Below are 26707 nucleotides of genomic sequence, written 5' to 3' on the forward strand. Positions count from 1 at the left end.
GCAATTCAGGATTGTTGGATAGCTTTAGCGTCCTGCAACCTCCGCCCTGTGAGATTTTCACGCTAATTTGGAGGTGCCGCTTCAATATTAAAGCGGCACCTAAATGTAAAGATGACACCTTCATATTAAGTTGACATTTCAATATTTAGATGTCATTTACACGTAGTGGAAGATATCGTTTTTGAACCCCGCTTCCCCAGCCCACCTGGCTCTCGCGCCGATGCCATGCTTGGGGACACCATATTTGAAGTAGTTGAGAATCTCCGAGACGCCAGATTGCTTCGGAGCAAGCTCACGAACGCCGCAAGAATTATTGCGGAAAATCCGAGACGAAGAGCAGTGCTGATCCTAGATCAGCCCAAAATGAGTGAAAAACTCATTCAAGATGAGTGGCAAAGTCTAGAACCTATCTTGCGGCACAACATTTTCGAGCGCCTTCGCATAATCGTGCGAAACGAAAATGAAATCCTGACGATCTCCGGCCGGAGCATCAATCATCACCTCATATACGACGGTGAGTTTTCAGCCCGCATAATTGAGACGATTGTTCAGCACAGCACCAGTTCACGTAATCTAAGGCAGGCAAGACCTTACGATACGTATTTCGATATTTTACGCGTTCTACTTATTCGTTTCTTTAGAGAACGAAGGCCAATAACCACTAAGCGACTAAGCGAAATAGTGGGCTGTAGCTATCCAACTACCGCAGCGGCTCTAAAGAGGCTGAGCCCTCATATCCGGCGAGACAGCGATCGCCGAGTAAGCATGCGCTCTTTTCCTAGAGATGCCTGGCTAGAATTAGCAGCCGTTTCCGAAAGGGTGAGACTAACTCGCTTCTTCGCCGATAGATCGAGTAAACCACGCCTACTCCAACGGCTAGTAGACCGACTTTGCGACTTAGGCCGAAATGATGTTGCTGTCGGAGGAGTACTTGCTGCTAAGCATTACTTCCCCAAACTGGATCTACTTGGTTCTCCACGTCTTGATCTAACGGTGCATGTCTCAAACGAGACAACGAACACCTATGACTTCATCAAAGCACTTGATGCTGGCCTTGTAATTGCCGAGCGGGGAGAAGCTCCCCGCGTTGCAATCCACACAATCATTCGCAAGGAAAGTATGTTCGAACATGGTGATTCAGGCCATATGTGGGCTGACCAAGTAGAATGCCTGCTTGATCTTCACGAGGCACGATTGGAAGCACAAGCTGAAGAATTCCTTGAAAACCTGATTGCCACTCATGAGTAAAGTATCGCCAAGTTTAATCCTGACTGAGGTCGCCGCAGCCATACCGGCAGAATGCCGCTCCAACATAATTGTTATTGGAAGTCTTGCTGCTGGATACCACTTCTTCGGAGAAAAAGAGGGCGAGGTCGTCCAGACCAAAGACATCGATTGCGTTCTTGAGCCACATCACGCAGCTATCACAGCGGGAAAATCAATTGCCCATCAATTGCTTGCCGCAGGGTGGCAGCGCGGGACCTCAGGAGAGCATAGCAATCCTGGCGATGAAAACACGCCTTCCGATAAGCTTCCTGCAGTTCGACTCTACCCGCCTCATTTGTCTCCGGAAGATTCAGATGCCTGGTTCATCGAGTTTCTAACGGTTCCACCGCCTGAGGGACAATTAGACAAGCAGTGGACTAGACTTCCTCTAGAAGAGGGTCACTTCGCGCTTCCAAGTTTTCGATTTCTATCCATTTGTGCGTACAATCCGCTGCCCGCAGGAAATCTCGGGATACGGTATGCTCAGCCAAAGATGATGGCACTCGCCAATATGCTTGAGCATCCCACAATCAAGCCCGATAGAATGGGCAAATCATTCGCAGGAAGGTCTATCAAGCGTAGCAATAAGGATCTAGGGAGAGTCCTGTCCATTGCCGCCCTAACGGACGATGAATACTCCGAATGGATTGGGTCATGGAAGGATGCCCTTCTCCAATACTTTCCACATGAAGCACATGAACTTGCCAATCGTGCTGGCGATGGAGTTAGGATGCTTCTGCATAGCGAGCAGGATATGGAGGAAGCACTCCATACTTGTGCCAACGGGCTTCTAGCTTCTAGACGAGCCACTATTGAAGATTTAACAGCAGCAGGTAGGAGGCTCTTAGCGGAAGCTATTGATCCTTTACGCGAGGCCTTTAGGAGACTCTAGCGCTCTCTCTGGCACCGATCAGCCGCCCCCCGCCGCCTTGATCCTTTCCTCCAGCATCCCCCGGATCGGCGCATCCGCCGGCAATAGCGCCAGCAGCGTCTTCCAGCGCTGCAGCGCCGCCGGCTTGTTGCCCGCGGCTTCGGCGGCGACGCCCAGGTAGAACAGGGCCAGCGCGTTGCGCGGCTCGGCCTTCTCCAGCCTCTCCAGCACGGCGACGGCCTGCGCCGAAGGCACGGCGCCGGGCGCGAGCTGGCGGACATGCGCCTCGGCCCAGTCAGCCAGGATGCGCGCGTCGACGGGGGCCAGCGTGTCGGCGCGGCCGTAGGCGTCGGCGGCGTTGGCGTTCTCGCCCAGCACCTTCCAGGCATTGGCCAGGCGCAGCCAGCCGGCGCGGTCCTGCGGCGCGTCGGCGAGGCGCGCGGCCAGCCCCTCGACCATGGAGCGGATCGCCTGCTGGCGCTGCTCCGGCGTGAGCTGGGCCATCGCCTCCTGCTGCTCGCGGCTGGGCTGCGGCGTGGCCGATTGCGGCGCTTGGGTCGGCGGTTGCGCGGTTTGCGGCAGCTCGATGCCGGCGGCCTTGGCCACGCGCGCGATCTCGGCGCGCAGCATCGGCAGCCAGGGCGCGTCGGGCGGGCTGCTGGCCTCGAGGTCGCGCCAGCGGGCGATCGCGGCCTTCGAGTCGCCGCTCTGCGCCTCGTGCAGGCCGAGATAGTAAAGGATGCGCGCATCGTCGGGCCGCGCCGGGAGCGCCCGCTGCAGCGCCTCGAGCGCCGGTTGCGTGACGGTGCCGCCGGCCTCCAGGGTCAGGCCTTCACCCAGGGCCGCCAGCGCCTCGGCGTCGTTGGGGTCCTGCGCCAGGCGGGCGCGCGCCTCGGCCAGCAGGCCGGCGACGTCGAGCTGGCGCGACGGGGCGGGCTGTTCGGTGCCCCTGTCCGCGAACGGCGCGGCGGGCAGGCCGGGGCGGCCGACCTGGAGGTAGAGGCCGAGCGCCAGCAGCGGCACGCACAGCGAGAGCGCCGGCGGTAGCCACTTCTGCACCGCGTCGGAGGCGCCCGGGGCTTTGGCGGTGCCCTTGGTGGTGCCCGAGGCGCTGCCCGCGGCGGCGTCGCCGGCGGCGGCGTCGCCGGCGGCCAGCATGCGGCGCTCGATCTCGGTGCGGGCGGCGGCGGCCTCGGCGGGCTTGAGCGTCCCGGCTTCGCGCTCGCGCTCCAGCTCGGCCAGCTGGTCGCGGTAGATCGCCAGTTCGCCCGACAGCCGGTCGCGCGCGGGCAGGCGCATCCGCAGCAGCGGCCACAGAAGGGCGGCAACGGTCGCGGTGGTGAGCAGCGCCAGCAGGAATTCGAGCATGGCCTTCAGCCCTTCAGGAGCGCGTCGAGGCGGCGGCGCTCCTCCTCGTCGAGCGGTTTGGGTGCTGCGATCGGTGTGTGCCGGCGGCGGCGCGCGGCGAGCAGGAGTGCAGCACCGGCCAGCAGCAGCAGCAGCGGCGCGCCCAGCCACAGGATCAGGGTGCCGGCCTTGAAGGGCGGCTTCAGCAGCACGTAGTCGCCGTAGCGCGCGACCATGTAGGCGAAGACGTCGCCGTTGCTGTCGCCCGCGACGAGCCGCTCGCGCACCGCCCGGCGCATGTCATGCGCCACCTCGGCCGAGGAATCGTCGATCGACTGGTTCTGGCAGACGACGCAGCGCAACGAACGGCCGATCTCGCGGGCGCGGGCTTCGAGCGCCGGGTCGGGCAGGACTTCGGACGGCTCGACGGCGAGGGCGGGGAGGGTGAACAGCAGCGCGAGGAAGAGCGCGACTGCGGCCCACCCCCTCCGCCCCTTCGGGGCACCTCCCCCGATGACGGGGGAGGACATGAATGCTTCACTGCCCCCGCTTGCGGGGGAAGTCGGCGCGCAGCGCCGGAAGGGGGAAAGCCTCACTTCACCGCCCCCTTGAGGAACGGCAGGATCGTCTCGTTCAGATCGCGCTCGGTGATGGGCCCGCGATAGTGGCGGCGCACGATGCCGGTGCCGTCGATCAGGTAGGTCTCGGGCACGCCGCTCAGCCCCCAGTCGAGGCCGGTCTTGCCGTCGAGGTCGAGGCCCGCGAGCTTGAAGGGATCGCCCAGCTTCTTCAGCCAGGGCAGTGCGTCGTCGCGCTTGTTCTTCCAGGCGATGCCCACGATCGTCGCGCCCTCGCGTTCGCTGAGCCGCGTGAACAGCGGATGCTCGGCCAGGCAGGGCGTGCACCAGCTCGCGAAGAAATTCACGATCACCGGCTTGCCGGTGCGCAGATCCGCGTCGGTGAGCGCCGCCTCGCCCGGCCGCAGCGCCGGCAGGTCGAGCCTGGGCGCCGGCCGTCCCACCACCACCGAGCCGATCGAGGCGGGGTCGCGGCCGCTGGTCAGCGACCAGGCGAAGAAGCCCGCCATCAGCGCGAGCGTCAGCAGCGGCAGGATGAAGAGGAGGCGGCGCATCTATTCGGCCGGCTGCAGTGGTGGCGCTTGAGGGACGGGCCGCCGCGACGGCGCGCCGATGCGCAGCCGCCGGTCCGACAGCGAGACGAAGCCGCCCAGCGCGCACAGCGCCGCGCCCAGCCAGATCCACGGCGCCAGCGGGTTGAGATAGAGGCGGATCACCCAGCCCTGTTGCGGGCTGCCCTCGCCCAGGGTGGCGTAGAAGTCGCGCAGCAGGTTGGTCTGGATCGCCGTCTCGGCCACTTGTCGACGCTGCACGGTGAACAGCCGGCGCTCGGGCTGCAGCACCGTGTAGGGCTTGCCGCCGACGCTGACGGCGAGCGTCGCGCGCTCGGCGATGTAGTTGGGGCCGCGCACCTCGTCCATGCGCTCGAGCTGCACGCTGTAGCCCGCGAAGTCGATGCGGTCGCCGGGCTTCATCGTGTGCATCAGCTCGGTGTTCCACGACGAGGTCGCGACCGAGCCCAGCACGACGACGCCCAGCGAGGCGTGGCTGATCACCATGCCTAGGGTCGAGCGCGGGAGGGTGCGCAGGGTGCCGCTGCGGATGCGGTCGGTCAGCGACGCCAGGCTGCCGACGATCAGCCAGACTCCGAAGCCGAAGGCCAGCGCCGCCAGGGTCGAGCGGCTGTCGATCATCGTCATCGCGACCAGGATGGCGGCCAGCGACACGACGAGCGCCACGCGCAGGCGCATCAGGGCGGGCCAGAGTTCGGCGCGCTTCCAGCCGAGGAACGGGCCGACGCAGAGCGCGGCAAACAGCGGCGCGCAGAGCGGCACGAAGGTGGCGTTGAAGAAGGGCGGGCCGACGGAGACCTTGTTGCCGGTGAGCAGGTCGAGGAACAGCGGATAGAGCGTGCCCAGCAGCACCGTGGCCGCCAGCGTGCACAGCAGCAGGTTGTTCAGGATCAGCGCGCCCTCGCGGCTGACCGGCTGGAACAGGCCGCCGCCCTGCAGTTGCGGCGCGCGCCAGGCGTAGAGGGCGAGGCCGCCGCCGGTGACGAACAGCAGGAAGGCCAGGATGAACATGCCGCGCGCCGGATCCTGCGCGAAGGCATGCACCGAGGTGAGCACGCCCGAGCGCACCAGGAAGGTGCCGAGCAGCGACAGCGAGAAGGCGAGCAGGGCCAGCAGCACCGTCCAGCTCTTCAGCGCGTCGCGCTTCTCCACCACGATGGCCGAGTGCAGCAGCGCGGTGCCGGCCAGCCACGGCATCAGCGAGGCGTTCTCGACGGGATCCCAGAACCAGAAGCCGCCCCAGCCCAGGATGTAATAGGCCCACCACGAACCCAGCGCGATGCCGAGCGTCAGGAAGCACCAGGCCGCCAGCGCCCACGGCCGCACCCAGCGCGCCCACGCGGCATCGACCCGGCCTTCGAGCAGGGCGGCGACGGCGAAGGCATAGGTCACCGAGAAGCCGACATAGCCCAGGTAGAGCAGCGGCGGATGGAAGGCGAGGCCGGGATCCTGCAGCAGCGGGTTCAGCCCGTTGCCATCGGGCGGCGCCGGGAACACGCGCTGGAACGGGTTGGAGGTGAAGAGCAGGAAGGCCAGGAAGCCGACGCCGATCAGCGCCTGGATGGCCAGCACGCGGCTGCGCAGCGTGTCGGGCAGGTTGTTGCCGAAGATCGCGACCGCCGCGCCGAACAGCGCGAGGATCAACGCCCATAGCAGCATCGAGCCTTCGTGGTTCCCCCACACGCCGCTGATCTTGTAGAGCAGCGGCTTGGCCGAATGCGAATTGTCGACGACGTTGAGGACGGAGAAGTCCGACGTCACGTAAGCCTGCGTCAGCGCGCCGAACGCCAGCAGCACGAGGAAGGCTTGCGTCAGCGCGGCGGTGCGGCCGAGGGCCATCAGGCGCAGGTCACCTCTGCTCGCACCAATGAGCGGCAGCGTTCCCTGCACCAGCGCGACGGCCAGCGCGAGGATGAGTGCAAAGTGGCCGAGTTCGGGAATCATGCGCTTGCAGCGTAGCGAAAGCGCTGGCGGGCGGCAGGCGCTGCAGCGTACGCGCCCATGAAGGCGCGGGAGCGAAGCGCCGGGAGCCCGCACGGCTCAGAAAAGATGAGGGTGGCGAAACACCGCCTGAAAGCCTCCACACAGTGGGCTCCCGCGCCTTCGTCGCTGCGCTCCTGCAGGCGCTGCCGCCCACCGGAGGTCGCCAAGGCGCTCACTTGGCGTCCTTCCATTTGCCACTTTCCTTCAGCGCCTTCGCGACCTCCGGCGGCATGTAGTTTTCGTCGTGCTTGGCTAGGATCTCGCGCGCCGTGAACACGCCGTCGGGGCCGATCGAGCCCTCGGCGATCACGCCCTGCCCCTCGCGGAACAGGTCGGGCAGGATGCCGCGATAGGTGACCTTGAGCGTCTTGTGGGTGTCGGTGACGGTGAAGCGCACGACCTGCCCGTCCTTCTGGACGCTGCCCTCCTCGACCAGGCCGCCCAGCCGGAAGCGGCGGTCGGGGCCGATGCTCTTCTCGGCGACCTGGGTCGGCGAATAGAAGAAGACGAGGTTGTCGTTCAAGGCCGTGAGCACGAGCGCGGCGGCGACACCGAGCGTGCCCAGCGATCCCAGCAGCAACCACAGACGGCGGCGCTTCGGCGTCATCGCCGCCTCTCCAGGCCGCGCGCCGCCAGTTCGCGCCGCACCTTCCGGCGCGCACCGAGCGAGGCGATCACCAGGCCGCCCAGGATGACCGCGGCGGCGAGATAGGCACCGAGGATATAGGCCGCGTGGTTGCTCATGCCGTGGCCTCGGCATTCTCGAGGCGGCGGCGGTCGATCTCGGTCTCGGTGCGCAGCAGCACCAGCCAGACGAACAGGAACAGCAGCGAGACCGCCATCCAGAGCAGCGGCACCAGGATCGAATTGTGGATCGCCGGCGCATCGAGCCGCGTGATCGAGGCGGGCTGGTGCAGCGTGTTCCACCAGTCGACCGAGAACTTGATGATCGGCAGGTTGATGACGCCGATCAGCGCCAGGATCGCCGCCGCGCGATCGCCGCGCTCGGGCGAATCGTAGGCGCGGCTGAGCGCGATGTGGCCGAGATAGAGGAAGAACAGCAGCAGCATCGAGGTGAGCCGCGCGTCCCACACCCAGTAGGTGCCCCACATCGGCCGGCCCCACAGCGAGCCGGTGAGCAGGCACACCGCCGCGAAGCTCGCGCCCACGGGGGCGGCGGCGCGCGCCATCAGCGCCGCCAGCGGATGGCGCCATACCAGCAGCGAGGCGCCGAGTGCCGCCAGCAGCGCGTAGCCGCCCATCGACAGCCAGGCCGACGGCACGTGCAGGAACATGATCCGCACCGTCTTGCCCTGCTGGTAGTCCTCCGGCGCCACGAAGAAGGCCATGTAGAAGCCGACCGCCAGCATCAGCACCGTGGCGAAGGCGAGGCCCGGCAGCACGCGCTGGCTGAAGCGGCGGAAACGCGCAGGATTGGCGAGAAAATGCAGGTCGGCCATCGGCCTCATCCTCCCTATTCGCCGGCTTGCCGCAAGGCTGCGGCAATCGCCCAAGGCGTCGTGGCCAGGGCGACCAATGCAAGAGCGGCGAGGATCGCGACATGTGTCACGATGCCGTCACCCGCCGCCAGCGTCTCGATCGCGCCGGCGCCGAAGATCAGGGTCGGCACGCAGAGCGGCAGCGCGAGCAGCGCCAGCAGCGCGCCGGATTTGCGCGCGCCCAATGTCAGGGCCGCCGCGAGCCCGCCGATCAACGACAAAGTGGGGGTGCCGACCAGCAGGGTCGCGCCCAGCGCCAGCAGGCTCTGCCCGTCGAGGCCGAAGGCGATGCCCAGCACGGGCGCCAGCAGGCTGAGCGGCAGGCCGGTCACGATCCAGTGAGCCAGGCATTTGGCCAGCGCCGCCAGCTCGAGCGGCCACGGCGCCAGCAGCAGCAGGTCGAGCGTGCCGTCCTCGTAGTCGGCGGCAAACAGCCGCTCCAGCGACAGAAGTGCCGCGAACAAAGCGGCGCACCACAGGACGCCGGCGGCGATGCGCGCCAGCACGTTGGTCTCGGGGCCGATGCCCAGCGGGAACAGCACCGTGGCCACAACGAAGAAGGCCAGCACCACCCCGACATCGCCCGGCCGCCGCAGCACCAGGCGCAGGTCGCGCGCGAGAAGCGTCGTGAAGCCGCTCATGGCTCGTCCCGCAGGCCGCCGCCGCGCAGGTCGAGCCGCTGCGCGCCCTCGATGCCGAGCTCGGCATGGGTCGCGGCGATGGCCAGACCGCCGGCCGCGAGGTGGATCTGCAGCGCGGTCCGGAACGCCGCCTGGGCCGGCGCGTCGAGCGCGTTCAGCGGCTCGTCGAGCAGCCAGAGCGGCGCCTGGGACAGCACGACACGGGCAAGCGCCGTGCGGCGACGCTGGCCCGCCGAGAGGGTGCGCACCTCCCGTACGGCCAGTCCGTCGAGATCGAAAGCCACCAGGGCGCCATCCAGCCGGTCACCCGCCTCGCCGCCGCGCAGCCGCTCGGCGATCAGCAGGTTCTCGATCACCGTGAGGTCGCCCTTCAGCCCCTCGAGATGGCCGAGCCAGGCCAGCCGGCCGCGCCAGGTTTCGGGGTCCTCGGCGATGTCGATGCCGCGCCAGGCGACCGTCCCGGCCGCGGGCGGTGTCAGCCCGGCCAGGGCCCGCAGCAGGCTGGTCTTGCCGCTGCCGTTGCGCCCGGTCAGTGCCAGCAGTTCGCCCGCGCCCAGCCCGAAGGAAAGACGGTCGAACACCGGCCGGCCGCCGCGGCGGCAGGACAGGCCGGTCACTTCGAGGAGCGGAGGCACCATGGGGCGCCCTCCTAGCATGGGGGCAAGGGGCACGCCGCCCGCAGGCAAAGAAAAAGGCCGCCATCTCGGGGGAGAGTGAGATGGCGGCCTGAGCGCCTCCGAGGAGGCTAGAACGTGGCTTTGGGGGGACCACGTTCGGGGGAGATACAAGAAGGAAGATGGAAAGGCGGGGTGGCCGTCGCTAGGCCCAAATGGGGCAAAACGGGGGTATTTGAGCCGCAAGCGGCTCAAATACCCCCGTTTGGCAGGCGGCAGGGCCTGCAGGAGCGCAGCGACGAAGGCCCGAGAGCCTGCACCGTGCAGAATAGATAAGGATTTCAAGGGCTTGAGGGTGTCGCAACACCCTCATCCGTTCTGAGCCGTACGGGCTCCCGGGCCTGATTACAGGCCCTGCCGCCCGCCACGCGTAAGCGCTGTGCGCTTACGCGTAGGGATCCGCAGCGTCGCGCATCCCGTCGCCCATGAACTGATAGGCGAGGATCACGAGAATCACCGGCACCACCGGCAGCATCAGCCACCAGTTCACCGCCACGACATTGATGTCCGTCGCCTCGTTCAGCAGCACGCCCCACGAGGTGATCGGCGGCCGCAGCCCCAGGCCGAGGAACGACAAAGCCGTCTCGGCCAGGATCATCGACGGGATCGACAGGGTGGCCGAGGCGATCAGGTGGCTCATGAAGCCGGGCAGCAGGTGGCGACCGATGATGCGGGCGGGCTTGGCGCCCATCATCTGGGCGGCCGCCGCGTAATCCTCCTCGCGCAACGACAGGAGCTTGGAGCGCACGGCGCGTCCCAGGCCCGGCCAGTCGAGCAGCGCCAGGATGATGGTGATGCCGAAATAGACCAGCAGCGGCGACCAGGTGACCGGCAGGGCCGCCGACAAGGCAAGCCACAGCGGCAGGTGCGGGAAGCTCTTGATGATCTCGGTCAACCGCTGGACGACACTGTCGATCCAGCCGCCGTAATAGCCGGCCAGTCCGCCCAGGACCAAGGCGAGCGTGAAGGACAGCGCGATGCCGATGACGCCGATGGTGAGCGATATCCGGGCGGCGTAGACGATGCGACTGAACATGTCCCTTCCCAATCGGTCGGTACCGAGCAGGAAGAAGGTCCCGTCCTCCGGGGGGCAGACCAGATGGAAGCGCCCCTCGATCAGGCCCCAGAACTCGTAGCTCTCGCCCATGCAGAAGAAGCGCAGCTGCTGCGGCTTGGTCGTGTCGGCCGAGTAGATGCGCTGCAGGGTGGCGGGATCGCGCTCCATCTTGAGGCCGTAGACGAACGGCCCGAGGAAGGAGCCCTCGTGGAACAGATGGACGCCTTGCGGCGCCGCGAAGATATAGCGCGAATGCCTCGTGTGCAGGTCGTAGGGCGCAATCCACTCGCTGATGATCGTCGAGAAATACATCAGCAGCAGGAAGACCATGGAGACCACGGCCGGCTTGTGGCGGCGGAAGCGCCACCACATCAGCTTCCACTGGCCCGCCATGTAGTAGCGTTCCTGCTCGGCGGTCAGCTTGTCGGCGACGTAGGGGTCCCACGTCTCCTTCGAGACGAAATGGGGCGCGCGGCGGGGGGCTTCGGGGGGGATGCCTGAGGGTGTCGTGTCGGTCATGGCACCCTCACTTTTCCGAACTGGCGCCGAAGCGGATGCGCGGATCGAGCGCGGCGAGCGCCAGGTCCGAAATCAGCATGCCGATGACGGTGAGCACCGCCACGAACAGCAGGAAGGTGGCGGCGAGGTTGACGTCCTGGGTCTTGAGCGCGCTCAGCAGCATCGGGCCCGTGGTCGGCAGCGACAGCACCACCGAGACGATGACCGATCCCGAGATGACGTCGGGCAGCAGGCCGCCGATGTCGGCGACGAACGGGTTGATGGCATGGCGAAGCGGATACTTCACCAGCAGCCTCATCGGCGGCAGGCCCTTGGCCCGGCCGGTGACGACATACTGCTTCTGCAGCTCGTCGAGCAGGTTGGCGCGCAGCCGGCGGATCATGCCGGCGGTGCCCGACATGCCGATCACGACGACCGGAATGATCAGGTGCTGCATCACCGACACGATCTTGCCCCAGCTCAATGGCTTGTCGATGTACTCCGGGTCCATCAGGCCGCCGATCGACAGACCGAAATAGACCTTGCCGACATAGAGCAGCACCAGTGCCAGCAGGAAGTTCGGGATCGACAGGCCGATGAAGCCGATGAACGAGGCGACGTAGTCGCCCCATTTGTACTGATGGGTCGCGGCGTAGACGCCGATGACGAACGACACGACCCAGATGAAGATGATCGTGCAGGTTTCCATGATGATGGTGAGCATCATGCGTTCGCTGATCAGGTCGGCGACCGGCACGGTATCCTGGCAGGACAGTCCGAAGTCCCAGCGGAAGATGCCGGCCACCCAATCCAGGTAGCGGTGCCACAGCGGAAGATTGAGGCCGTAGAGCTGGCGCAGCTCCTCGGCGCGCTGATGGGCGTCGGGATCGCCGCGGGCCAGCAGCTCCTCGATCTGCGAGGTCACGCAGTCGCCGGGCGGCAGGTCGATGATGAAATAGACGAGGGCGCTGATCACGAACAGCGTCGGGATCATCAGCAGAACGCGGCGGGCAATGAAGTGCAGCATGTCAGACCACCTCTCGCCCGGCGAGATGCCCGGCCGATCGCGAGACGCGCACGAAATGGCCCGGCTCGGCCTCGGTCCAGAGGAGCGGCGTCTTGCCGTCGTCGCGGAACGGCTCGGGCCAGACGGTGGGATCGGACGCCTTGCCCTCCATCAGCGCGCCGAGGTCGAGGCGGGCGTCGGGATCGGGCATCGGCACCGCCGAAAGAAGGGCCTTGGTGTAGGGATGCATGGGGTTGCGGAACAGCTCGCCCGCCGGCGCGAGTTCGACCAGGCGCCCGGCGCACATCACGGCGATGCGGTCGGCGATGTAGTCGACCACCGCGAGATTGTGGCTGATGAACAGGTAGGTGAGGCCGAGCTGCTTCTGCAGGTCCTTGAGCAGGTTCAGGATCTGCGCCTGGATCGACACGTCGAGCGCCGAGACCGGCTCGTCGCAGATCACCATGTCGGGCCTGAGCGCGAGCGCGCGGGCGATGCCGATGCGCTGGCGCTGGCCGCCGGAGAAGGAGTGCGGGTAGCGGCTGAGGTGCCGGCGGTCGAGGCCGACCATTTCCATCAGCTCGGCCACCATCTCGCGGCGATAGGCATCGTCGCCGATGCCATGGATGACCAGCGGCTCGACCAGGATGTCGTAGACGGTCATGCGCGGGTTCAGCGAGCCGAACGGATCCTGGAAGATGAACTGCAGCTTGGTGCGGAAGCGGTTGAGCTCCGTGCCCTCGAGGCTCATCACGTCGATCTTGCGGCCCCAATCGTCGAAGATCACGCGGCCGCCCTGGCCCTCGTCAGCGGAGATGCCGCGCATCAGCATCTTGCTGAGCGTGGTCTTGCCGCAGCCCGATTCGCCCACGAGTCCCAGGCATTCGCCGCGCAGGACATCGAAGCTCACGTCGTTGACGGCGCGGACGGCACGCGTCGTGCCGCCGCCCATCAGCTGTTCCATCAGCGTGTCGGCCTTGCGGATGCGGAACGTCTTGGTGACGTGGCGCACCTTGAGCACCGGCGCGTCGGGATTGAAGGTCGCGGTCGGGGCCGAGACCGGCTTTTCCTTCAGCAGATGGCCGGTCGTGCCCTTGATCTCGCGAATCGGCTGCAGCCGCTCGCCGGGTTTCATGTCGAAGCGCGGCACCGCATGCAGCAGCGCCTTCAGGTAGGGATGCTGCGGATCGCGGAAGATGTCGTGCAGGTCGCCCGATTCGACGACCTTGCCGCGATACATCACGACCACGTCGTCGGCGACGTTGGCGACCACCCCGAGATCGTGGGTGATCATCAGGAGCGCCATCCCAAGTTCCTTCTGCAGGTCCTTGATGAGGCGCAGGATCTGGGCCTGGATGGTGACGTCGAGCGCGGTCGTCGGCTCGTCGGCGATCAGCAGCGCCGGCCGGCAGACCAGCGCCATGGCGATCATCGCACGCTGGCGCAGACCGCCGGACAATTCGAAGGGATAGGTTCGCAGCGCCCGCTTGGGATCGGGGAAGCCCACCATGCGCAGCATGTCGATGGTGAGCCCGTCGATCTCGGCGCGGCTGAGCTTGCGGCCGCCCTCGCCGCCCTTGCCGCCCAGCGGACCGCCGGGTTGCGCGCCGTGCAGTTCGACGGCCTCGCCGATCTGGTCGCCCACCGTGTGGAGGGCCGACAGCGACGTCATCGGTTCCTGGAAGATGATCGAGATCTGGCCGCCGCGGATGCGCCGCATCTCAGGCCCGGTTCGGTCGATGCGGGCGATGTCGACGACGCCCTGGTTGACGCGCGGATCCTGGAACAGGATGGAGCCGGAGGCGATCTTCGCCGTGCGCGGCAGCAGGCCCATGATCGCCTGGCTGCAGACCGACTTGCCCGAGCCCGACTCGCCCACCAGCGCCACCGTGCCACCCGGCGGGATGGAGAAGGAGACCTTGTCGACGGCACGCAGCACGCCCTCGTGGACGCCGAACTCGACCGTCAGATCTTCTACCCGCAGCAGATCCTTCATACCGTCTCTTCCTGACCCGCCACCACGATACCCATGGACCTCAAGTTTGCGCGCGTTGCGTCGCCGAGCGCCACTCCCGTCGCTTCTGCAGCTTGGGCGGCCTGCGCGACGATATCGTGAAAGCCCTCGAGCGAGGAATCGACCTTCACCGGCCTACCGCCTGTCGAGCCGACCGCGAGCTGCATCCACCCGTCCGACCGGTCGCGCTTGGTCGAGAAGTAGCTGAGCTTCATCCTGTCCAGCCGATTCCAGTCCACCACGGTCCCCGCCGGGCCCTCGGCCCGTAGCGAAACCGGGCTCAATATGTAACGCGTCCGGTGGCGCAGTGCCGTGCGTAGCAGAAAGAGGGCGAAGAGTCCGAACCCTGCGAGAAGCAGGGCAGCCAGCCAGCGGTTGACGTCGAGCAGCAGCAGCGGCGCCGCGCAGAGCACCACACCGGCCGCGGCGCGCATATAGTCCGCCACCAGCGTCTGCTGCGGATAGCGCAGCTCGACGGAATTCACCTGCGCCCTCCCTCGACCGGCATCATGGGCCGAACAGCGCGCGCGCCGGACGCACGCGGATGTTCTCCAGCGTTTTCATTCTTTCCCACAATGACCTTAGGAAATCCCACGCCCCGGCGTCCATCGCAAGATGATGGCTGAGGATGCCAACCGGCTCGCCGCCGCCGGCGCGCGCCTGGGCCAGCGCCGCCACGAGGCCGGCGAGCGTGGCTTGTTCGCCCACGAACACGCGGCCGCCCTTCCAGTCGATCAGGTCGACATGGGTATTGACCTGCAACAGGCCGCGCACCGGATGGACGCGCGGACGCGGGCCGAAGGTCGAGAGCCCGCGATACCCGATCTCCGGCAGCGTCGGCACGAGCATGGGCGCGATACGGTTCCAGGGCGGGACCATGACCGCGAGCGCGCGCGATCCGAAAAGCCGCTCGAGCGCCATCCATCCGGTCGCAAGCTCGCCCAGGGTCATCATGGCCGGACGCTGCACGCCGAGCTCGATCTTCTTTTCCGACCCGAGCGCATGATTGGCATGGGCGTAGCCGTGCTGCAGCACGTCGACCTCCGGTTCACCGGCAAGGCGGGCGGCCAGCGCCGGGGTGGCCTGGGCCGGCACCACCGCGAGCGCGAGCGGCGTTTGCGTGTCGCGAACGAGGCCGACGAGACGATCGAGCGAAGGCGTGGCATCGATGGCGTCGTCGTCGCGCCACCAGAGCTCGGCCGTGCGGCCCGCATCGCGCCAGCGCGCGGCCTCGTCGGCAAGCGCCTGCCAGCCGCTCATGGGGCCACCATCTGTTTCAGGGCTGCGACCGTGGCGGCCGCTCCGCGCGCATCGACCGGCGGGAAGCTGCGGATCGAAGGTCCTGCCCAGGCTCTCGCGATGGCCGCCGCAAGGGTCTCGGGCGAAAGGTCTCCGGGCGCCACGGAAGCCACCATGCCGCGCTCGACCAGAACGCGGGCGCGGTCCGCCTGCTCGGTCTCGCGCGCCGTCCCGAACGGCACCAGCACGGCACGATCGCCATGGCACAGCGTCTCGACCACGGTGTTGTATCCCGCCTGCGAGATCGACAGGGCCGCGTTGCGCAGCAGGGACGGGAAGTCGGCGCGTACCGGCTCGACGATGATGTCCCCGTCCGCCGACGCCGCGAGCGCCGCGCGTTCGGCGTCCGGCATGTTCGGTCCGACGAGCAGCCGCCATCTGCGATCGGCCAGTGCCGTCAGGGGACGGGCCGCAAGGGCGGCCTGCAGCAGCGGCGCACCGACCGCACCGCCGCCGGCCGACACGATCACCTCGCCCTTGCCGACGGCAAGGTCCGCAACGGCGGCAGGGTCGGAGTCGGAAACGTATCCGGTGTAGAGCGCCCGGGCCTGGATGTCGGCCCAGGCGGGGAAACTGTCGTCGAGCCGCACCAGCGCCGGATCGGCATGGACCAGCACGGCGTCGAAGGCTTCGAAGGTCTGCACCATCTCGTCCACCCGCGCCGGCGAGGCGGTGCGGCGCAACACATCGCGGATCGACGAGACGATCCACGGCGCGGTGGGCCGGTCCTGGGCCGCCTCGAGCAACGGCAGCAGCTCGAAGCGAAGCTGCGTGCGGCCAAAGGGAAACTGCTCGGTGAGCAGGATGTCGGGCGCCTCGACCTCGAACAGATCGAGCAGTTGCCGCGTGCGCCTCGCGCGAAACGCCTCGTCGACCGGCGCGCCGTCGAGCTGTGCCAGCTCCTTCAGCCTCTCATTGGCGGCGCGCACCGGCGGCAGTTGATGCAGCCGCGCACCGCCGAGCGCCAGCCCGTCGACCGGCGCGCCGCCGGAGACCAGCAGCACGTCGAAGCCACCGGCCGCCAACGCGCGCGCCAGGGTCGCGGCGCGCCGCAGATGGCCGATGCCCAGCAGGTGCTGCACATAGAAGAAGACGCGCGCGGTCATGACGTGAGCGGCACGTTCAGGCGCTCGATCGTCACGCGTCCCTCGCCCTGCGCGACGAAGAAGTGGGCGCACTTCCAGTCAAGCTTGTGCGGCGGCCGCCCCAGCATGTTCCAGCCGCTCGCCAGCGCCAGCAGCGCGCGGATCGCGGCCTTGTGCGACACCGCGACCACGGGCTCCGTCAGCGTCGAACTCCAGTGCGACAGGCGGGCCATGGCCATGCGCGGCGACTCCCCACCCGGCGGGTGGAAGTCGAGGCCGGCCGCTTCGGCTGCGGCGAAGGCTTCGCCGCCTGTGGCGCGCAGCTCCTTCACCGTGAACCCCTCCCAGACGCCGAAGCTCATTTCGCGCAGGCGCGAATCGATGCCCACGGGCATTGAAGGCTGCAGGAGCTCGGCCGTGCGGCGGGCCCGCTGCAGCGGACTGCTCCATCGCTTCCAGCCGTCGGCCGGCGCGGGCAGGCGCCAGCTCCGGGCCGCCGCCTCGCCTTCGGGACTGAGACAAGTATCGGTGAGGCCCTGCAGCCGGCCACCGGCATTCCAGTCGGTCGGGGCGTGGCGCAGCAGCACGAAGGGCACGGCCCTCATCTCTTCGCGCCCGGCAAGGTCGCCAGCGCCGCTCCCAGCGCGTGCGCGGCGGCGCGCTCGTCGTGATGCGCGGCCACCCGCCGGGCGGCGGCGGCGGCAAGACGGGCGCGTTCCGCCGGGTCGTCCAGCAGGCGCGCCACCGCCGCGGCAAAGGAAGCCGCATCGCCGATAGGGGTCAGCAATCCCGTGACACGATCAGCCACGACCGCGGGGACGCCGCCGGTGCGGCCGGCGACCACGGGCAAGCCAGCCGCCTGGGCTTCGAGAAAGGCCATGCCGTAGGCTTCGTTGATCGCGGGCCAAAGGTAAAGGTCCGCCGACGCGTAGAGTTCCGGCAGCTCGCCGTGCGGCACGGCGCCGGCAAAGCGCACGCGCGCGCCAAAAGGCGCCATCAACCCCTCGATTTCGGCGCGGGCGGGACCATCACCCACCAGCAGGGCGCGCCACTCTTTGTCCTCCAGCAGGGCGAAGGCGCGGGCCAGTACGCGATAGGACTCGAGCTTGTCGCGCGTGCGCATCATGCCGACGCTGAGCAGCAGGGGCGGCTGGCCCGGGTCACGCCGGGGCGGAACCTGGAAAGGGGCGACATCGATGAACGGGGGCAGCCAGAGCTGTCGGGCACCCGGCCGCAGCCGCGCTTTCACGCCCGCCACGTCCCGCGGATTGACGGTCAGCACGAGGTCGGCCGCCGCCAGCGCCTGCTCGACGGCGCGGTGGCCGGCCCGTGTCGGGCCCTGCGCACGCCGCGGCGCATGCGAGGCCTCGACGATCACATAGGGAAGGCCAAGGGCCTGCGTCACCGCCGGGCCCAGCCAGTCGGGCTTGCGATAGTAGCAATGGTAGGTGAACCAGAGATCGAACCGCTCCGGATGATGCGGAGGAAGCGCCCGCCAGCGCGCGATCAAGCGCGCCGCCTGCGCACGCGCGCGCCGCTCCAGCGACAGGTGCGCGGCAACCGGCGGCACACCGGGCGCGACTCGGCTCACTGGCGGCATCGCGACCCTGTGACCGAGGCGTTCGAGCAGGCGAACCAGCCCGCGCGCCATCTCGCGATCGCCGGACGGTATGGGACTGTCGGGCGCCTTCAACGGCGTGTGCAGCAGGACGCGCACGGCTATTCCGCGGCGTGGGCGGTGACGGTGCTCTCGCCCGTCCGACCCTGCAGGGCCGACGCAATCCATTCGACGCCGGCTTCGTAGGAGAAGCGCGTGCGGACGACCTCGCCGGCGCGCTGCGCCAGCCTTTGCCGTAGCACCGGGTCGGCGACCATGCGAGCGAGCGCAAGGCCCAGCTCACGCGGCGCGCCCGGCGGCACCAGCAGGCCGGTCTCGCCGTCCTCGATGAATTCCCCGATGGCCGCGGCCTGCGTCGATACGAGAGGCAGACCCTGATGGGCGGCCTCCATCAGGACGTTGGGCAACCCGTCCTGATCGCCATCGGCGGCTCTCTTGCTTGCCAGCACGAAGAGATCGGCACGCGCCAGCGCCGCGAACACCGCCTTCTGCGGCTGGGCGCCGTGCCAGAGGCAGCGATCGGCGAGGCCGAGCGAGGCCGCCTGCGCCTTCAGAGCCTCGGAGAGGTCGCCCGCGCCGACATGCTCGAAGCGCCAGTGCAGCGTGGCCGGCAGCGATGCCAGCGCGTTCAGGAGATCTTCGTAGCCCTTCTTCTCGACCTTGCGGCCGACGGAGAGAATCACGACGGGATCGGCGGGATCCGAGCCGTCGCGCGGCGGCCGCGCGGGCGGCGGAGGCGGCAAATGGGCGAAGTCGAGCCCGTGATAGACCAGCCGCAGCTTTGCCGGGTTCGGCGCCAGTTCCTCCAGGCGCTGCAGACCGACCTTGGTGCAGGTCACCAGCCAGGCGCAGTCCTCGAGCTTTTCGCGCACGTCCCAGGGTTCGCTGGTCCAGATATCCTTGGCATGGGCCGACACGCTCCATGGAAGGCCGCGCAGGATCGCGGCGTAGCGCGTCACCGAGGCGGGCGTGTGCAGGAAATGCGCATAGAGGCGCTCGATCGTGTCCGGCAGCTCGGCCGCCAGCACGAGCGCCTGGCCCCAGCGCCGCGCACGGTTGGAGGTGCGGTCCCGCTGGAAGTCGGCGAGGAACCTGGCCCGCGCCGCGGCATATCCCGGCATACGGCGGGCCTTGAGCCAGGCCGAGAACACGCGCCGCCGCTCGTCCTTCAGGTATTCGGGCAGATAGACGACGCGGGCCGCGACGCGATCATGGACGGGATGGCGCGCCTTGTCGGTCGGACGGCGCATCGACCACAGTTCGAGCGCCACCCCGCGCGCTTCGAGGCCGGCGATTTCCTGGGCGATGAAGGTCTCGGAGAGGCGCGGCCAGCCTTTCAGGATGACCGCGACTTTGGGCCTGTTCTCATCTTGCAACATCGGCGTCCGGAAATCAGGTGCGGTGGCGTCCCGGCAAGGGGACCGGGTCCGCCGAGGCGAGTTCACCACCCAGAGACGCGCCGGCTGCTTCCGCCGCCTCGAGCGAGGCCGGGCCGCGGTGGGGATGGGAGAGCTGCTTGGAAACGAGCCGCCAGACGCTGCCCAGCCCGTCGAGCAGACCCGGCACCACGACATCGCTCGGCAGGCCCTGCTGCGGCAGGTGGCGCAATGCCGTGGCCATCGTCTGCGGGTCGCGCCCACGATTGGGATCCAGCATCTCGATCAGGCCGATGTTGCGTGCCGCGCGGGCACGGATGAACTGCTCGAGGCGCGGATGGGTGCGCGGCACGATGATCGCACGCTTGTCGAACGACAGGATCTCGCAGAACGTGTTGTAGCCGCCCATGGCGACGACGCCGGCGGCACGCTGCATCAGGGCGCCGAGATTGTTGGTGAAGGTGAGCGTCTGAATGTTCGGGAACTTCGCGGCGCGTTCCTTGAAGGCCTCGCGCGCCGTGGCCGGCATGAACGGCCCGAACACGATGACCGCGCCGTAGGGAATGTTGGGATCGGACTCGTAGGCCGCGAGCACCCAGTCGACCAGCTCGACACCGTCGCCGCCGCCGCCCGGCGTCACCAGGATGAAGGGCCCGTGCATCTCCTCCATCTCATGCGGCACGTCGCTGTGCAGCGGCAACTCGCGCCGCAGATAGCCGGTGTAGACCATCTTGTGGCGCACCGATGGCGGCACGTCGATGCCGGTCAATGGCTTGTTGACCTGAGGCAGGCCATAGACCCAGATCTCGTCGTAGAGGTCGCGTAGCGCCGGCACGACGTTCTTTCGTTCCCACTCCTTGGCGAGTTGGGCGGGATCGTCCATCACGTCGCGCAGGCCGAGGACCAGCGGCGTGCCGCGATCCTTGAGCAGTCGCAGGGCCGGTCCGACCTCGCCGCGCAGGCCGAGCGGCTCCTTGTCGACGATGAAGAGGTCGGGGCGGAAAATGTCGGCGGTGTCGCGGATGATGCGGGTGCGCATCTCGAGCGTATGCTCGACGTTCATGCGCAGGTTGGCCGAGTCGTACTCGCCGGTCTCGATCTTCACGACACCGGGGATGCGCACGAAGTCGACGCCGGATCGGAATTCATAGGAGCCAACGACCGGCGAGCCGGACAGGATCAGGACCGACACGGACTGATCGGCCTCGACGATGGCATTGGCGATCGTACGGCAGCGGCTCACATGGCCAAGACCGAACGAGTCGTGGCTGTAGAGCAATACGCGTTTGGACCGGTTGCTGGCGGGCATTGGCCTCTCCCTCGCCGAAGCCCATGCCCCGACCGGTGAACGACGGGGGGACTATGCCACAAGCCGTGCGTGCCGCGAACCCCGGTGCGGCAACCCGGCAAATATCTAATGTAATCAAGGCACTGATCGCCTATAGGGGGAGCGTCGACCGCGGCGGCACAGGATTCATGGAACGCAGTCTCTTCTCCTATATCTGGCGGCACAGCCGGCCCGAACAGGTCGTGATCCTGCTGCTGGTATTCCTGGCCCAGATTTTCTACTTCATGTCGCTGACGGTACCGAAATCGGTCATCAACAACGGCATCCAGGGAAACGCGTTCAAGGACAGCAAGACCATCCCCTTCCTGGTCTGGGAACTGGACCTCTCCGCCGTCTTCCCGGGCAGGGTCATCCGCTTCTTCGACGGTTTCCAGGTCGACCAGCTTCAGTATCTCGTGGTGATGAGCTTCGTCTTCCTGGGCGCGGTCATCGTGAACGGCCTGTTCAAGAAGACGATCAACACCCAGAAGGGCCGCATGGGCGAGCGCATGCTGCGCCGCCTGCGCTACGAACTCTACGACCGCATCCTGCGCTTCCCGCCGGCCCACTTCCGCAAGGTCAAGCAGGCCGAGCTCGCCACCATGGTGAAGGACGAGGTCGAGCCGCTGGGCGGCTTCATCGGCGACGCCTTCGTGCAGCCGATGTTCCTGGGTGGCCAGGCGCTGACGGCCATCATCTTCATCATGATGCAGAACTGGCTGCTCGGGATCATCGTGATCGTGCTGCTCGCCGTGCAGATGTCGATCATCCCGCGCCTGCGCAAGCCCGTGCTGGTGCTGGGCCGTCAGCGACAGATCTCGGCCCGCCAGCTCGCCGGCCGTATCGCCGAGACCGCCGACGGCGTGCACGAGATCCACATCCATGGCGCGGCCAACTACGAACGCGCCGATATTTCCGAGCGGCTGGGCCTGATCTTCAAGATCCGCTTCGACCTCTACCAGAAGAAGTTCGTCGCGAAGTTCTGGAACAACATCCTGTCGCAGGCGACGCCCTTCGCCATCTATCTGGTGGGCGGCTATTTCGCCATCACGGGGCAGATGGACGTCGGTGCCGTGGTCGGCGTCCTGCTCGCCTACAAGGACCTGCCATCGCCGATCAAGGAACTGATCGACTGGGACCAGCAGCGCCAGGACGTGCAGATCAAGTACGAACAGGTGATCGACCAGTTCCAGCCCGAAGGCATGATGCCGCCGGAGCTTCAGGCGATCCCCGACGGACCGCCGCCGCCGCTCGGCAACCAGCTGGCGCTGGTCGGGGTGGTCGTGACCGAGGACGGTCGCGTGAAGCAGCTCGACAATCTCTCGCTCAACCTGTCGACCAGCGGTCGCGTCGCGGTGATCGGCGGCTCGGGTTCGGGCAAGGACGTGCTGGGCCAGGTGCTGGCACGCCAGACCCTGCCGGCCAGCGGCACGATCCGCATCGACGGCAAGGATTTCTTCCAGCTGCCCGAGTATGTCATCGGCGCGCGGCTGGCCTATGTCGGGCAGGACACCTACCTCTTCCCGCTCTCCGTCCGCGACAATCTCCTGTTCGGCCTGAAGCTGCGGCCCGTGGCACCGGCAACCTATGACGAGGCCACGAAGGCGATTCGCGAGGCGTTCTGGAAGGAATCGGAGCGCGCCGGCAATCCGGCCTTCGATCCCAATGCCGATTGGGTCGACTACGAGCTGGCCGGCGCGACCGGTCCGGCCGATCTGCTGCCCTGCATGGTGCGGGTGCTGAAGCAGGTCGAGCTCGACGAAGACATCTATTCATTGGGCCTGCGCGGCACCGTCGACGCGGCCGTGCGGCCCGATCTGGCCGAGAAGATCCTGAAGGCGCGGCATACGCTGCACGAGCACCTGCAGGACGGCACCTATGCCGGCCTGGTCGAACCGTTCAACGACGACCACTACAACAAGAACCTGTCGGTCGCCGAAAACCTGCTGTTCGGCACGGCGCTGGGCAAGCAGTTCGACGGCGACAATCTCGCGGCCGATCCCTACGTGATGTCGGTGCTGCGCAAGACCGGGCTCGACGTCGACCTGCAGCGCATGGGTCTCAGCATCGCCGAAACCATGGTCGAGCTGTTCTCCGGACTGTCGCCCGACAATCCTCTGTTCGAGCAGTACAGCTTCATCTCGGCCGACGAACTGCCGAACGTCCGCCTGCTGCTGCAACGCCTCGGCGGCAAGGGCATCGAAGCGGTGCCCGAGGCCGACCGCATCCGTCTGATGACGCTGCCGTTCCGCTACATCGAGGCGCGCCACCGCCTCGGCCTGATCGACGCGGCCATGGAGGAGCGAATCCTGGGCGCCCGCCGCGCCTTTGCGGAGGGCCTGCCGGCCAATCTGCGCGACGCCGTCGAGTTCTACGATTTCGAGCGCTACAACAGCGCCGCCACCCTGCAGGACAACATCCTGTTCGGCCGCCTGGTCTACGGCCAGGCGCAGGCCGGCGAGCGCATCGGCACCCTGATCGCCCAGGTGTTCGACGAACTCGGACTGCGCGATTCGGTGATCGAGGTCGGCCTGGAGTACAATGTCGGCGTCGGCGGCAAGCGACTGCCCGCGAGCCAGCGCCAGAAGCTCGGAATCGGCCGCGCCCTGATCAAGAGGCCGCAGCTCGTGGTCGTCAACGAAGCGGTGGCCATGTTCGACGGCCGCACCCAGGACCGCATTCGCGACAACATTCTGGCCGATGCTTCCGAACGGGGCTGCGGTGTGTTCTGGATCGCCAACCGGCCCAACCAGGCCGAGCCGTTCGAGCAGATCGTCGTTATGCAGGGTGGCCGTGTGGTCGCCCAGGGATCGCCGTCAGAGCTGGCGGCAAAAGGCGGGCTCTATACCGAGCTGATGGCGTCGGCGTAGGGCGCATCGAGGAGGACGCGATGAACCTCAACGAAGAGGTGGAGCTGCTGAAGGGAGTGCCGATCTTCTCGAAGGTCGAGCAAGCGAGGCTCAAGCTGCTGGCCTTCACCAGCGAGCGGGTGAACTTCGGCATCGGCCAGGAGGTCTGTCACCAGGGCGATCCCGGCGACACGATGTACGTGATCCTGGGCGGCACGGCCGACGTGCTGATCGACACGCCGACCGGCCAGATCTCGGTGGCCGAGATGAAGCGCAACAGCTTCTTCGGCGAGATCGCCATCCTGTGCGACGTGCCGCGCACCGCGACCATCAAGGCCAAGGAGCCGCTCGCCACGCTCAAGATCACCAAGGATATGTTCTATCGCCTGGTCGCGGAGTTTCCCGAGATGGCGATCGAGATCATGCGCGAGCTGGCGCACCGTCTCGAGGACACCAATCAGAAACTGCGTGCCGCCACCAAGGCCGGCTGATCGCCCTCAGAGTCATCGCATCGTCATGAGTCGTCTCGACAGTTTCATCGCGCGCATGCAGGCGCAGCGCGACTGCCTGAACTTCCTGAAGCCCGCCGTCGATGCGATGCCTGGCCCGTTGCTCGAAGTGGGCCTGGGCAACGGCCGCACCTACGATCATCTGCGCGAGCTGTTTCCCGGCCGCGACATCTATGTGTTCGAGCGCAAGGTGGCGGCCCACCCCGACTGCATCCCGCCCGATGACCGGCTGTTCCTCGGGGACGCCGACCGGACGATCGACGACGCCGCAAGAAAACTCGGCGCAACGGCCGCGCTGATCCACACCGATCTCGGCACCGGCGATCACGAAGCGAACGTGGCAATGGGCAAGTGGCTGGGGCCGGCGCTCGACAGGCTCGTTGCGTCAGGCGGCTACGTGCTGGCCAACCAGTCGCTCGAGGTGCCCCGCTGGCGGCGCCAGCCCGACCCGCCGGGCGTGCCGGCGGGCCGGTACTTCCTGTACCGCGTAAGTTAGCGGCTCATCTGCCGAAGAGCTGGACGAGAGCCAGCAGGACGATCGCGCCGATCACCGAACCGATGAAGCCGGCCGGCCGGCCGGCGCGGTAGAGGCCGAGCGCCTGACCGCCGTAGGTCGCGATCACCGATCCGACGACGCCGACCAGGACGGTGATCCAGAAGCCCTGGATCTGCTCGCCGGGACCGATCCAGCGGGCCAGGAGACCGACGACGAAGCCGATCAGAATGGTGAAGATTATTTGCATCATGGCAGGCTCCCCCTAAACCTCGAACGTCGCCGACACAGGCACATGGTCCGACGCCTTCTCCCAGTCGCGCAGATCGACGTCGATGTGGTGGCTGCGAATTGCCCCGGCAAGAGCGGGGCTCGCCAGGATATGATCGAGCCGGCGGCCGCGATTGGAGGCGCGCCAGTCGGTGTTGCGATAGCTCCACCAGGAATAGAGCTTCTGGTCTTCGGGCACGAACCGGCGCGGCACGTCGATCCAGTCGAGCGAGGCCTGGAGCTTGCCGAACAATTCCACTTCGACCGGCGTGTGCGAGACGATCTTGAGGAGCTGCTTGTGGCTCCACACGTCATGCTCCAGCGGCGCCACGTTGAGATCGCCCACGGTGACGCGGCGCAGGCCCTTGCGGGCGCGCGGGCCGGGCTTGCGCTCGGCGTACCAGGCGGCCATCTCGCGATAGAAATCGAGCTTGTGCGCGAACTTCACATTGAGATCGGGATCGGGAATGTCGCCGCCGGCCGGGATGTAGAGATTGTCGAGCAGGATCGGATCGCCGCCGACGTCGAGCGCGACCTCGACGTGGCGGCAATCCTCCTTGCCGCAGCGATGGTGGATGGTGCCGGCGGCGAACGGCACCTTGGAAAGGATCGCCACGCCGTTATAGGCCTTCATCCCCTGCACGAAGCGGTGGGTGTAGCCCATGCGCTCGAAGGCCTCGTGCGGGAAGAATTCGTCCGGGCACTTGGTCTCCTGAAGGCACAGCACATCGGGCTTGCGCAACTTCAGGTACCGTTCGACGTTTCCGATCCGCAGCCGGACCGAGTTTATGTTCCAGGTCGCAATGGTGAGACTCATCGCCGGGCACTATAGACGATCCGGAGACGATCTCGCCGGGAACATCTCGACCAAGGAGACCGAGCCATGCAGATGGATGGCGACCAGAGCAGCAACATCGAGGATCGCCGCAGCGACGGCGGGATCGGCGGCGGAGGATTCGGCGGCGGCGGCGGCTTTCCCATTCCGATGGGCGGAGGCGGCGGCGGCCTGTTCAAGGGCGGCTTCGGCCTGGTGGCCTTCGTCGTCATCGCCATGATCATGGGCGCCGATCCGGGCGCCATCCTCAGCGATATTACCGGCGGCGGGGGCGGCACCTCGAGCTACGCGCCGGCGCCACCCTCCTCCTCGGCCAGCCGCACGCCGGGCGCGACTGCGCCCGCCGGCGACGCCCAGACGCAGTTCGTGTCGCGCGTGCTGAAGAGCACCGAGGATGTCTGGCACGAGGTCTTCCAGGGCATGGGCCGCCAGTATCGCGACCCCAAGCTGGTCCTGTTCCGCGACGCCACGCGCACCGAGTGCGGCGTCGGCCAGGCGGCGATGGGTCCGTTCTATTGTCCGGCCGACCAGCGAGTCTATCTCGACCTCGGCTTCTTCGACGAGCTGGCGCGGCGCTTCAAGGCCCCCGGCCAGTTCCCGCAGGCCTATGTGATCGCCCACGAGATCGGCCATCACGTGCAGAACCAGCTCGGCATCTCGGCCAAGGTCCAGCAGATGCGCCAGAGCATGAGCAAGCGCGACGGCAACGCGCTGTCGGTCCGCACCGAACTCCAGGCCGATTGCTTTGCAGGCGTCTGGGCCAACCGCGCCGACAAGAAGAGCGGCGGCAAGATGATCGACGACAGGGACGTGGACCAGGCGCTGGCCGCCGCCAGCGCGATCGGCGACGACGCGCTGCAGAAGCAGAGCCAGGGCCGGGTCGTCCCCGACAGCTTCACCCACGGCAGCAGCGCGCAGCGCGCGCGCTGGTTCCGCAAGGGCCTGGAAACGGGCGATCCCCGTCAGTGCGACACGTTCAGGGCTCAACAGCTTTAGCGCAGCTAAAGCTGTTGGCGGGCGGCAGCGCTTTCACAAGCGCG

Annotated in this window: 27 protein-coding genes; 6 read left to right on the forward strand and 21 right to left on the reverse strand. The window is 67.1% G+C overall.

The genetic code is table 11. The features are described from left to right. The first annotated feature begins 165 nt into the window (after positions 1–165). Both ACQY78_RS16025 and ACQY78_RS16030 read left to right on the forward strand, forming a co-directional pair. Positions 166–1248 carry a hypothetical protein gene (locus ACQY78_RS16025; RefSeq protein ID WP_428676674.1) on the forward strand — a complete coding sequence of 361 codons (1083 nt, stop codon included), beginning with the start codon at positions 166–168 and terminating at the stop codon, positions 1246–1248. Further along, complete coding sequence (locus ACQY78_RS16030; RefSeq protein ID WP_428676675.1) at positions 1241–2158, forward strand: hypothetical protein; 918 nt, start codon at positions 1241–1243, stop codon at positions 2156–2158. Before ACQY78_RS16025 ends, ACQY78_RS16030 begins: the two co-directional genes overlap by 8 nt. Before the next feature lie 18 nt (positions 2159–2176). Here the strand turns inward: ACQY78_RS16030 and ccmI are convergent, their stop codons facing one another. The 19 genes from ccmI to ACQY78_RS16125 form a co-directional block, all read right to left on the reverse strand. Further along, positions 2177–3505 carry a c-type cytochrome biogenesis protein CcmI gene (gene ccmI, locus ACQY78_RS16035; protein ID WP_428676677.1) on the reverse strand — a complete coding sequence of 443 codons (1329 nt, stop codon included), beginning with the start codon at positions 3503–3505 and terminating at the stop codon, positions 2177–2179. Positions 3506–3510: 5 nt separating this feature from the next. Beyond that, positions 3511–4014, reverse strand: coding sequence for a cytochrome c-type biogenesis protein (locus tag ACQY78_RS16040; protein WP_428676679.1), 504 nt, complete (start codon positions 4012–4014; stop codon positions 3511–3513). A 62-nt stretch (positions 4015–4076) separates the two neighbouring features. Then, positions 4077–4616, reverse strand: a complete 540-nt coding sequence (locus ACQY78_RS16045) for a DsbE family thiol:disulfide interchange protein (protein ID WP_428676680.1) — start codon at positions 4614–4616, stop codon at positions 4077–4079. After that, positions 4617–6578 carry a heme lyase CcmF/NrfE family subunit gene (locus ACQY78_RS16050; RefSeq protein ID WP_428676681.1) on the reverse strand — a complete coding sequence of 654 codons (1962 nt, stop codon included), beginning with the start codon at positions 6576–6578 and terminating at the stop codon, positions 4617–4619. Between the two features lie 211 nt (positions 6579–6789). Continuing rightward, positions 6790–7224 carry a cytochrome c maturation protein CcmE gene (ccmE, locus tag ACQY78_RS16055; protein WP_428676682.1) on the reverse strand — a complete coding sequence of 145 codons (435 nt, stop codon included), beginning with the start codon at positions 7222–7224 and terminating at the stop codon, positions 6790–6792. Further along, positions 7221–7361, reverse strand: a complete 141-nt coding sequence (gene ccmD, locus ACQY78_RS16060) for a heme exporter protein CcmD (protein ID WP_428676683.1) — start codon at positions 7359–7361, stop codon at positions 7221–7223. Before ccmD ends, ccmE begins: the two co-directional genes overlap by 4 nt. After that, entirely contained in the window at positions 7358–8077 is a 720-nt protein-coding gene (gene ccmC, locus ACQY78_RS16065) for a heme ABC transporter permease CcmC (RefSeq protein ID WP_428676684.1), read from the reverse strand. Before ccmC ends, ccmD begins: the two co-directional genes overlap by 4 nt. A gap of 14 nt (positions 8078–8091) precedes the next feature. Then, positions 8092–8757: a heme exporter protein CcmB gene (gene ccmB, locus ACQY78_RS16070; protein ID WP_428676686.1), complete on the reverse strand. Its 666-nt coding sequence runs from the start codon at positions 8755–8757 to the stop codon at positions 8092–8094. Further along, positions 8754–9395 carry a heme ABC exporter ATP-binding protein CcmA gene (ccmA, locus tag ACQY78_RS16075; RefSeq protein ID WP_428676687.1) on the reverse strand — a complete coding sequence of 214 codons (642 nt, stop codon included), beginning with the start codon at positions 9393–9395 and terminating at the stop codon, positions 8754–8756. Before ccmA ends, ccmB begins: the two co-directional genes overlap by 4 nt. A gap of 421 nt (positions 9396–9816) precedes the next feature. Next, positions 9817–11007, reverse strand: coding sequence for an ABC transporter permease (locus ACQY78_RS16080; RefSeq protein ID WP_428676689.1), 1191 nt, complete (start codon positions 11005–11007; stop codon positions 9817–9819). A 7-nt stretch (positions 11008–11014) separates the two neighbouring features. Next, complete coding sequence (locus ACQY78_RS16085; protein WP_428676690.1) at positions 11015–12013, reverse strand: ABC transporter permease; 999 nt, start codon at positions 12011–12013, stop codon at positions 11015–11017. 1 nt (position 12014) lies between these two features. Beyond that, on the reverse strand, positions 12015–13988 hold the full coding sequence (locus ACQY78_RS16090; protein ID WP_428676691.1) for a dipeptide ABC transporter ATP-binding protein: 1974 nt from the start codon (positions 13986–13988) through the stop codon (positions 12015–12017). Continuing rightward, positions 13985–14491, reverse strand: a complete 507-nt coding sequence (locus tag ACQY78_RS16095; RefSeq protein WP_428676692.1) for a hypothetical protein — start codon at positions 14489–14491, stop codon at positions 13985–13987. Before ACQY78_RS16095 ends, ACQY78_RS16090 begins: the two co-directional genes overlap by 4 nt. A gap of 22 nt (positions 14492–14513) precedes the next feature. Beyond that, entirely contained in the window at positions 14514–15266 is a 753-nt protein-coding gene (locus ACQY78_RS16100; RefSeq protein ID WP_428676694.1) for a polysaccharide deacetylase family protein, read from the reverse strand. Continuing rightward, positions 15263–16411 (reverse strand): glycosyltransferase family protein, encoded by a 1149-nt coding sequence (locus tag ACQY78_RS16105; protein WP_428676695.1) that lies wholly within the window; start codon positions 16409–16411, stop codon positions 15263–15265. Before ACQY78_RS16105 ends, ACQY78_RS16100 begins: the two co-directional genes overlap by 4 nt. Continuing rightward, entirely contained in the window at positions 16408–16995 is a 588-nt protein-coding gene (locus ACQY78_RS16110; protein ID WP_428676696.1) for a histidine phosphatase family protein, read from the reverse strand. Before ACQY78_RS16110 ends, ACQY78_RS16105 begins: the two co-directional genes overlap by 4 nt. Beyond that, positions 16992–18107, reverse strand: a complete 1116-nt coding sequence (locus ACQY78_RS16115; RefSeq protein ID WP_428676698.1) for a glycosyltransferase family 4 protein — start codon at positions 18105–18107, stop codon at positions 16992–16994. The genes ACQY78_RS16110 and ACQY78_RS16115 overlap by 4 nt, the downstream gene beginning before the upstream one ends. Positions 18108–18109: 2 nt before the next feature. Beyond that, positions 18110–19387 carry a glycosyltransferase gene (locus ACQY78_RS16120; protein ID WP_428676700.1) on the reverse strand — a complete coding sequence of 426 codons (1278 nt, stop codon included), beginning with the start codon at positions 19385–19387 and terminating at the stop codon, positions 18110–18112. Between the two features lie 13 nt (positions 19388–19400). Beyond that, entirely contained in the window at positions 19401–20693 is a 1293-nt protein-coding gene (locus ACQY78_RS16125; protein WP_428676702.1) for a glycosyltransferase family protein, read from the reverse strand. A gap of 167 nt (positions 20694–20860) precedes the next feature. Between ACQY78_RS16125 and ACQY78_RS16130 the strand changes: the two genes are divergently transcribed. The 3 genes from ACQY78_RS16130 to ACQY78_RS16140 are packed head-to-tail and all read left to right on the forward strand — an operon-like array spanning position 20861 to position 24565. Next, positions 20861–23581, forward strand: a complete 2721-nt coding sequence (locus ACQY78_RS16130; protein ID WP_428676703.1) for an ABC transporter transmembrane domain-containing protein — start codon at positions 20861–20863, stop codon at positions 23579–23581. Between the two features lie 20 nt (positions 23582–23601). Further along, the gene (locus ACQY78_RS16135) at positions 23602–24051 is read left to right on the forward strand and encodes a cyclic nucleotide-binding domain-containing protein (RefSeq protein WP_428676705.1); all 450 of its coding nucleotides are present in this window, start codon (positions 23602–23604) and stop codon (positions 24049–24051) included. A gap of 25 nt (positions 24052–24076) precedes the next feature. After that, complete coding sequence (locus ACQY78_RS16140) at positions 24077–24565, forward strand: class I SAM-dependent methyltransferase (protein ID WP_428676707.1); 489 nt, start codon at positions 24077–24079, stop codon at positions 24563–24565. Positions 24566–24569: 4 nt separating this feature from the next. On the opposite strand, the gene ACQY78_RS16145 is transcribed toward ACQY78_RS16140, so the two are convergent. After that, the gene (locus ACQY78_RS16145) at positions 24570–24815 is read right to left on the reverse strand and encodes a GlsB/YeaQ/YmgE family stress response membrane protein (protein WP_324505122.1); all 246 of its coding nucleotides are present in this window, start codon (positions 24813–24815) and stop codon (positions 24570–24572) included. A gap of 12 nt (positions 24816–24827) precedes the next feature. After that, complete coding sequence (locus tag ACQY78_RS16150; RefSeq protein ID WP_428676708.1) at positions 24828–25649, reverse strand: exodeoxyribonuclease III; 822 nt, start codon at positions 25647–25649, stop codon at positions 24828–24830. A 66-nt stretch (positions 25650–25715) separates the two neighbouring features. On the opposite strand from ACQY78_RS16150, the gene ypfJ reads away from it, so the two are divergent. Next, positions 25716–26663: a KPN_02809 family neutral zinc metallopeptidase gene (gene ypfJ / locus ACQY78_RS16155; protein WP_428676710.1), complete on the forward strand. Its 948-nt coding sequence runs from the start codon at positions 25716–25718 to the stop codon at positions 26661–26663. Positions 26664–26707 lie beyond the last annotated feature (44 nt).

Source organism: Reyranella sp. (assembly GCF_965279625.1).
GTDB lineage: Bacteria > Pseudomonadota > Alphaproteobacteria > Reyranellales > Reyranellaceae > Reyranella.

What these genes read in the sequence shown, in the direction of transcription:
- ACQY78_RS16030 (WP_428676675.1), top strand. Translation starts at nt 1,241, where the DNA reads ATGAGTAAAGTATCGCCAAGTTTAATCCTGACTGAGGTCGCCGCAGCC.
- ccmI (WP_428676677.1), bottom strand. Translation starts at nt 3,505, where the DNA reads ATGCTCGAATTCCTGCTGGCGCTGCTCACCACCGCGACCGTTGCCGCC.
- ACQY78_RS16040 (WP_428676679.1), bottom strand. Translation starts at nt 4,014, where the DNA reads ATGTCCTCCCCCGTCATCGGGGGAGGTGCCCCGAAGGGGCGGAGGGGG.
- ACQY78_RS16045 (WP_428676680.1), bottom strand. Translation starts at nt 4,616, where the DNA reads ATGCGCCGCCTCCTCTTCATCCTGCCGCTGCTGACGCTCGCGCTGATG.
- ACQY78_RS16050 (WP_428676681.1), bottom strand. Translation starts at nt 6,578, where the DNA reads ATGATTCCCGAACTCGGCCACTTTGCACTCATCCTCGCGCTGGCCGTC.
- ccmE (WP_428676682.1), bottom strand. Translation starts at nt 7,224, where the DNA reads ATGACGCCGAAGCGCCGCCGTCTGTGGTTGCTGCTGGGATCGCTGGGC.
- ccmD (WP_428676683.1), bottom strand. Translation starts at nt 7,361, where the DNA reads ATGAGCAACCACGCGGCCTATATCCTCGGTGCCTATCTCGCCGCCGCG.
- ccmC (WP_428676684.1), bottom strand. Translation starts at nt 8,077, where the DNA reads ATGGCCGACCTGCATTTTCTCGCCAATCCTGCGCGTTTCCGCCGCTTC.
- ccmB (WP_428676686.1), bottom strand. Translation starts at nt 8,757, where the DNA reads ATGAGCGGCTTCACGACGCTTCTCGCGCGCGACCTGCGCCTGGTGCTG.
- ccmA (WP_428676687.1), bottom strand. Translation starts at nt 9,395, where the DNA reads ATGGTGCCTCCGCTCCTCGAAGTGACCGGCCTGTCCTGCCGCCGCGGC.
- ACQY78_RS16080 (WP_428676689.1), bottom strand. Translation starts at nt 11,007, where the DNA reads ATGACCGACACGACACCCTCAGGCATCCCCCCCGAAGCCCCCCGCCGC.
- ACQY78_RS16085 (WP_428676690.1), bottom strand. Translation starts at nt 12,013, where the DNA reads ATGCTGCACTTCATTGCCCGCCGCGTTCTGCTGATGATCCCGACGCTG.
- ACQY78_RS16090 (WP_428676691.1), bottom strand. Translation starts at nt 13,988, where the DNA reads ATGAAGGATCTGCTGCGGGTAGAAGATCTGACGGTCGAGTTCGGCGTC.
- ACQY78_RS16100 (WP_428676694.1), bottom strand. Translation starts at nt 15,266, where the DNA reads ATGAGCGGCTGGCAGGCGCTTGCCGACGAGGCCGCGCGCTGGCGCGAT.
- ACQY78_RS16105 (WP_428676695.1), bottom strand. Translation starts at nt 16,411, where the DNA reads ATGACCGCGCGCGTCTTCTTCTATGTGCAGCACCTGCTGGGCATCGGC.
- ACQY78_RS16110 (WP_428676696.1), bottom strand. Translation starts at nt 16,995, where the DNA reads ATGAGGGCCGTGCCCTTCGTGCTGCTGCGCCACGCCCCGACCGACTGG.
- ACQY78_RS16120 (WP_428676700.1), bottom strand. Translation starts at nt 19,387, where the DNA reads ATGTTGCAAGATGAGAACAGGCCCAAAGTCGCGGTCATCCTGAAAGGC.
- ACQY78_RS16125 (WP_428676702.1), bottom strand. Translation starts at nt 20,693, where the DNA reads ATGCCCGCCAGCAACCGGTCCAAACGCGTATTGCTCTACAGCCACGAC.
- ACQY78_RS16130 (WP_428676703.1), top strand. Translation starts at nt 20,861, where the DNA reads ATGGAACGCAGTCTCTTCTCCTATATCTGGCGGCACAGCCGGCCCGAA.
- ACQY78_RS16135 (WP_428676705.1), top strand. Translation starts at nt 23,602, where the DNA reads ATGAACCTCAACGAAGAGGTGGAGCTGCTGAAGGGAGTGCCGATCTTC.
- ACQY78_RS16140 (WP_428676707.1), top strand. Translation starts at nt 24,077, where the DNA reads ATGAGTCGTCTCGACAGTTTCATCGCGCGCATGCAGGCGCAGCGCGAC.
- ACQY78_RS16145 (WP_324505122.1), bottom strand. Translation starts at nt 24,815, where the DNA reads ATGATGCAAATAATCTTCACCATTCTGATCGGCTTCGTCGTCGGTCTC.
- ACQY78_RS16150 (WP_428676708.1), bottom strand. Translation starts at nt 25,649, where the DNA reads ATGAGTCTCACCATTGCGACCTGGAACATAAACTCGGTCCGGCTGCGG.
- ypfJ (WP_428676710.1), top strand. Translation starts at nt 25,716, where the DNA reads ATGCAGATGGATGGCGACCAGAGCAGCAACATCGAGGATCGCCGCAGC.